The sequence below is a fragment of the Cellulomonas sp. P5_C6 genome (genome assembly GCF_054049635.1).
Map to the genome: position 1 here is coordinate 1 of NZ_JBFULZ010000258.1, position 4,799 is coordinate 4,799.

Here is a 4,799-nt window from a genome sequence, read left to right on the forward strand (position 1 = left end):
GTCCGCGCCCGCGCGGCGCGTCGGCGGTGCTCGAGGCCGTCGAGGGCGGCGGCCTGCACGGGCACGGCGGTGCGCACGTCCCGACCGCCCTGCGCTGGCGGCGCGCGCTACGAGCCGGGGGGACGCTCACCGTCGTCGCGAACGGCGCCGAGAGCGAGCCGGTCAGCGCCAAGGACGGCACCCTGCTGAGGCAGCGTCCGCACCTCGTCCTCGACGGGCTCCTCCTCGCGGCCGAGACGCTCGGCGCCCGTCGTGCGGTCGTCTGGCTGCACGGCGACGACGACGGTGCGTACCTGGCCCTGACCCGCGCCGCTGCCGAGCGCCGCGTGCACCCGTTCGAGCCGCTGGTCGAGATCGTGCGCGGCCCGAGCCACTACCTGGCCGGTCAGTCCAGCGCGATCGCGCGGGCGCTGTCCGGAGGCCCGGCGCTGCCGACGACGCGGCGGCCCGACCGGACGGGCGGAGCGCAGACGCTCGTGCAGAACGTGGAGACCTTGGCCCGGGTCGCCCTGCTGGCCCGCGGCCACGCCCCCACGGGCACCACGGTCCTCACCGTGCTGCTGCCCGACGGTCGCCACGTCGTCGAGGTGGAGCGGTCGACGGGGGTGCCCGACGTCCTCGCGGCCGTCGGACCACCCGGTGGCGTCCCCCCGCGGGCGGTGCTCCTCGGCGGCTTCGGCGGGCAGTGGGTGTCGTGGGAGCGGCTCTGCCACCACACCCCCGACGAGCCTGCTCTGCGCGACGCCGGCCTGAGCCTCGGCGCGGGCGTCCTCGCTCTGCTGCCGGGCCGGAGCTGCGGGGTCGCCGAGACCGCGTCGGTCGTCGCCTACCTCGCCGCCATGAGCGCGCGGCAGTGCGGGCCGTGCACCTTCGGCCTCCCCGTGCTCGCCGAGCACCTCGCCGCGCTGGCGGCCGGCTCGTCGTCCCGGGGACCGCTCGACCGGCTGCTGGCGGACGCCGAGACGATCGAGGGGCGCGGCGCGTGCCACCACCCGGACGGGGCGACCCGGCTGATCGCCTCGGCCGTCGCCACGTTCCGCGACGAGCTGGACGCGCACGTGCGGGGCCGGGCCTGCCCGCTGGAGCACGCGCCGACCTTCCCGGTCCCCGCGGTGCGCCGATGAGGCGCGTCCGGGTCGAGTCGCGGCTGCGCGTCGACCCCGTCGCGTGCGAGGGGATCGGCCTGTGCGCCCAGATCTCGGCGGCGGTCTCGCTCGACCGCTGGGGGTACCCGGTGCTCGGGCCGGTCGTCGACGGCGCCGACGCGCGAACGGCCTCGCGCGCGGTGCGCGCGTGCCCCCGACGCGCCCTGTGGCTGGAACCGGTCGACGGCGACGCGTAGCCGCTACTTGTTGCCGTTGCCCTTGCCCGGGTTCTTGTCCTTGCCGTTGCCCTTGCCCGGGGCCGCAGGCTCCGGTGCGGGCTCGGACGCGGGCGGCGTCGCCGCTGCCGATGCCGCCGCTGCTGCCTGCTCGGCCGCCAGCTGGTCTGCGGCGACGCGCGCCTGCTCCGCCGTGATCTCCGACTCGACCCGGTCGAGGGCGGCGTCGACCTCGCGGTAGCGCGCCGTCGAGACCTCACCGGCGTCCACTCCGGCGTCGAGCTCCGTCCGGGTCGTGCCGAGCAGGGCCAGCGCGTCGTCCCAACGGGCCTCGCTCGCCGCCTGGCTGACGGCGAGCACCGACTCCTGGAGGGTGTGCGCCCTGTCGGGTGCCAGGTCCGGGCTGCCGGAGCACCCCGCCAGCAGCAGGCCGGCGGCGAGGACCAGGACCACCGGCCGCCTCACGGCTCGACGCTCTCTTGCAGCTGGGTGAGCGCCTCCCCGACGGTCCCCGGGACGGCCGGGTACGTCGGGGCGACGGACGGGCTCGACCCGTCGGTCGCCAGGTGCCCGACCAGCACGGCACCGCCGGCCAGCAGCACCACGGCACCGGCGGCGACAGCCCAGCGAGCGGTGCGGACGCGCGCGCGCCACCCGGTGGGCGCCGGGGGCGRCTCGGCCGGTGCGGCGGAGGGCGCGACGACCGTCGGCGKCAGCTCCTCGTCGGCGAGGTCGCCCGGTGGCTCGGCCGTCGGGAGCACGAGCGTGTCGCCTGACGTGGAGGCCGGGCCCACGAGCGCGGCGAGACCGACCGCGACCTCGTCGGCGGTGGGTCGCTCGTCGGGAAGCAGACGCGTCATCCGCGCGAGCAGGTCCCCGAGCTCGGGGCGCAGCTCGGCCGGCACCTGCGGGACGGAGGTCAGGCGGGCTGTCGCGACCTCGGCCGGCGTGCCGGTGAAGGCCGCCCGCCCGGTCGCGCACTCGATCAGCACCAGGCCCAGCGCGTACACGTCGCTCGCCGGACCGAGGGCGCTGCCGGTGGCCTGCTCCGGGCTGAGGTAGTTCACGGTCCCGAGGGTCATGCCGGTCATCGTCAGGCGCGTGGCACCCGCCAGCCGGGCGATGCCGAAGTCGGCAAGCTTGACCGCGTGCGGGGCCGGACCGTCGTCGAGCGCGTCGGGACGTGTGAGCAGCACGTTGGCGGGCTTGATGTCGCGGTGGACGATCGACTGCGCGTGCACCACGGCGAGCGCCTGAGCCACGTCCCTGCCGACGACGGCGGTCTGCTCGTCGCTGAGGGTCCCGCGCCGCAGCCGCTCGGCCAGCGTCGGCCCGGCGACCAGCTCCATCACCAGGTACACCTGCTGCGTGTCGTCCTCGCCGTGCACCGTCCCGGCGTCGTGCAGAGTGACGAGACCCGGGTGGCTCAGCGTGGCCAGCACGCGGATCTCGGCGCGGTTCCGCAGCAGGTCGTCGGCCTCCTCGTGCACCGGCGGGAACACCTTGACGGCGACGTCCCGGTCGAGCAGGAGGTCGCGCGCCCGGTGCACCGTCGCCATCCCGCCGCGACCGAGGATGCCGTCGAGCCGGTACCGACCGTCGAGCACCGGACGCGGGACGGCGTCGTCGTCCGACGCGTCCGTGTCCGGGTCCGGCCCGCTGGTATCTCGCAGCACGTCGCCCGACGCTAGGCGCTCCCGACGAGGCCCGCACGCCGGGCGCCCGGTCCTCACCCGGTCGCCCGTCGGCATCCTCGGCCGCTGTTCCCGGGGCGCACCGCGGCCGTACCGTCGGTGCCATGGACCTCCGCGACGACGACCGCGCACCGGCCCCCGATCCCGCCGGGTTCAGCACCGCGTGGGCGGCCGCCTGGAACGCCCACGACCTCGACGCGCTCCTGGCCCACTTCCACGACGACGTCGTGTTCACCTCGCCGGTCGCGGCGCAGATCGTCCCCGGTTCCGGCGGTGTGATCCGCGGCAAGGACGCGCTGCGCGCCTACTGGTCCGAGGGGTTGCGCCTCATCCCGGACCTGCACTTCACGGTCGAGCGCGTGTTCGCCGGCGTCGGTGTGCTGGTGATCGGCTACCGCAACCAGCGCGGCAACCTGGTCGACGAGGTGCTGGTGTTCAGGGACGGCCTGGTCGTCGAGGGCCACGGGACGTACCTGACCATCGACAACCCGGCGGGGCTCTCGAGCTGACGTCCCGACGTTCCGGACGGGGATCGTCCGGAACCGTTCCTACGGTCGTCGTATGACGAAGATCGCACCCTGGATTCCGCCGCTCGCGAGCAACGAGCTCGACCACCTCGTCGCCTGCCTCGACCGCCTGCGCACCACGTTCCGCTGGAAGGCCGACGGCCTCGACAGCGCCGGCCTCGCCCAGCACGTCGGCGCCTCGGCGCTCACTCTGGGCGGGCTGCTCAAGCACCTCGCGGCCGTCGAGGACACGACCTTCTCGTGGAAGCTCGCCGGCCGGCACCCGGGCGAGATGTGGCACCCCGAGACCTGGGGGGACAACGACACGGAGATCCTGTCCGCCGTCGACGACACCCCGGAGCAGCTCTATGCGGCGTGGGACGGCGCGGTCGGCCGGTCGCGCGAGCGGCTCGAGACTGCGCTCGCCGACGGCGGGCTCGACCGGCCGGTCGCCGACGGCGACGACGACGGGAACCACGCCAACCTGCGGCGGCTCCTGTTCGACCTCGTCGAGGAGTACGGGCGGCACACCGGCCACGCCGACCTGCTCCGCGAGGTGGTCGACGGCCGGGTGGGCGAGGACCCGCCGCTCGACTGGCGGCCCGTGTCCGGGTCACCGCTCAGCTGGATCCGCGGCTGATGTCGGGCGGGGCCGCCGCGAGCATGCGGCGGCCCACGGCCTGCACGCACGCGACCAGCTCGGGCCCGCCGAGCACCCGGAACGGCACCGGCACCACCGCCAGCCGCTCGGCGTACCAGGGCGGGTTGCTGGTGGTGCCGACGAGCCGGCACGTCGAACCGTCCACGGGCTCGAGCCGGCCGAGCTCTCGCGGGAGCCATCGCTGCGCGCGGTGCACCGGCGCCTCGACGAGCACCTCGACGCCGTACTCCCACCCGACCGCCAGGTGCGCCTCGAGCTCCGCGACCGCGTCGAGGTCCTCGGGCGGCGCGAACGCCTCGTCGAGCACCTCGACACCCTCGACGCGGTCCACCCGGTAGGCGCGGCGCGCGTCCGACGAGAGCGAGTGGCACAGCAGGTACCAGCGGCCGTGCCGCACGACGACGGCCCACGGCTCGACGACCGTCGACCACGCGTTCCCGCTCTCGGACCGGTAGGCCAGCCGGACGCGTCGGTGCGCGGAGCACGCCTGCACGAGCTCCGTCGCGGTCGTCGGGTCGGGCCGGGCCGCGGACCGGTCGGGCGCGGGTGCGGCGTGCTCGCGCACGGCCTGCACCGGCGCCGCCAGCGCCTCGGGCAGCGACCGCACGACCTTGCGC

The 4,799-nt window shown here is 76.0% G+C and carries 7 protein-coding genes; 4 read left to right on the forward strand and 3 right to left on the reverse strand.

Features of this window, described 5'->3' with window-relative positions:
* Nucleotides 1–1,124 (forward strand): NADH-ubiquinone oxidoreductase-F iron-sulfur binding region domain-containing protein (locus ACXJKG_RS19465; protein WP_456847378.1); only part of this gene is annotated, 1,124 nt, incomplete at its 5' end.
* Nucleotides 1,121–1,342 (forward strand): ferredoxin, encoded by a 222-nt coding sequence (locus tag ACXJKG_RS19470; protein WP_456847379.1) that lies wholly within the window; start codon nt 1,121–1,123, stop codon nt 1,340–1,342. The genes ACXJKG_RS19465 and ACXJKG_RS19470, both read left to right, overlap by 4 nt.
* A 3-nt stretch (nt 1,343–1,345) precedes the next feature.
* Here the strand turns inward: ACXJKG_RS19470 and ACXJKG_RS19475 are convergent, their stop codons facing one another.
* Together ACXJKG_RS19475 and ACXJKG_RS19480 are read right to left on the reverse strand one after the other, a co-directional pair.
* A complete protein-coding gene (locus ACXJKG_RS19475; RefSeq protein ID WP_456847380.1) occupies nt 1,346–1,786 on the reverse strand; it encodes a mucin-associated surface protein in 441 nt (146 codons plus the stop codon).
* Nucleotides 1,783–2,997, reverse strand: a complete 1,215-nt coding sequence (locus ACXJKG_RS19480; RefSeq protein ID WP_456847381.1) for a serine/threonine-protein kinase — start codon at nt 2,995–2,997, stop codon at nt 1,783–1,785. The genes ACXJKG_RS19475 and ACXJKG_RS19480 overlap by 4 nt, the downstream gene beginning before the upstream one ends.
* Nucleotides 2,998–3,119: 122 nt before the next feature.
* Between ACXJKG_RS19480 and ACXJKG_RS19485 the strand changes: the two genes are divergently transcribed.
* Together ACXJKG_RS19485 and ACXJKG_RS19490 are read left to right on the forward strand one after the other, a co-directional pair.
* Nucleotides 3,120–3,524: a nuclear transport factor 2 family protein gene (locus ACXJKG_RS19485; protein WP_456847382.1), complete on the forward strand. Its 405-nt coding sequence runs from the start codon at nt 3,120–3,122 to the stop codon at nt 3,522–3,524.
* A gap of 52 nt (nt 3,525–3,576) precedes the next feature.
* On the forward strand, nt 3,577–4,161 hold the full coding sequence (locus ACXJKG_RS19490) for a mycothiol transferase (protein ID WP_456847383.1): 585 nt from the start codon (nt 3,577–3,579) through the stop codon (nt 4,159–4,161).
* Here ACXJKG_RS19490 and ACXJKG_RS19495 read toward each other — a convergent pair.
* A partial coding sequence (locus ACXJKG_RS19495; RefSeq protein WP_456847384.1) for a helix-turn-helix transcriptional regulator occupies nt 4,142–4,799 on the reverse strand: 658 nt, incomplete at its 5' end. The two genes, ACXJKG_RS19490 and ACXJKG_RS19495, sit on opposite strands and share 20 nt — an antisense overlap.